Origin of the sequence: Rhodanobacter thiooxydans LCS2, from assembly GCF_000264375.1 — a bacterium.
GTDB classification, from domain to species: domain Bacteria; phylum Pseudomonadota; class Gammaproteobacteria; order Xanthomonadales; family Rhodanobacteraceae; genus Rhodanobacter; species Rhodanobacter thiooxydans.
Window position 1 is genome coordinate 1 of the sequence record NZ_AJXW01000201.1, and the last position, 422, is coordinate 422.

General features: G+C 39.3%; 1 protein-coding gene. It reads right to left on the bottom strand.

What is annotated here, in order from left to right; translation table 11 throughout:
- Window positions 1-422, bottom strand: a 422-nt coding sequence (locus UUA_RS19150) for a terminase small subunit (RefSeq protein ID WP_008439928.1), incomplete at both ends; no start/stop codon positions are given.

Sequence of the window (422 nt, forward strand, 5' to 3'; positions counted from 1 at the left end):
TTTGATGACATTTACTTTTTTGGTGAGCGGTTTTTTCTCCCCAGTCTCAGGATCCTCAATCTCAATCGGTCCATACATACCTATGACTGGAACTTCTTCTTGTCCGAATTCTACAAAGTCTGTCATATCAGCGAAAGCTATTTTGATATAGCGATTGAGCACGTCCATTGCGTCAATAAAGAGTTCTTCTTGGAGTTGGCTTTTTAAGCGGCGAATTTCTTTTGCAATGTTAGGTTTTCTTAAGTTTTCATGGCCGATTACATGAGCTGTATCCGGAGAATATCCTGCCTTAATTGCTGCCTGTGTTGCATTAAAGCTTTTAATATAATACAAACAAAAAAGACGCTGTTTTTCGGTAAGTTCAGCGTCTTCTAATTCCTTCAGTATTTTCTTGTCGCTCTTCAGAGGAGCGTTCCTCTCTT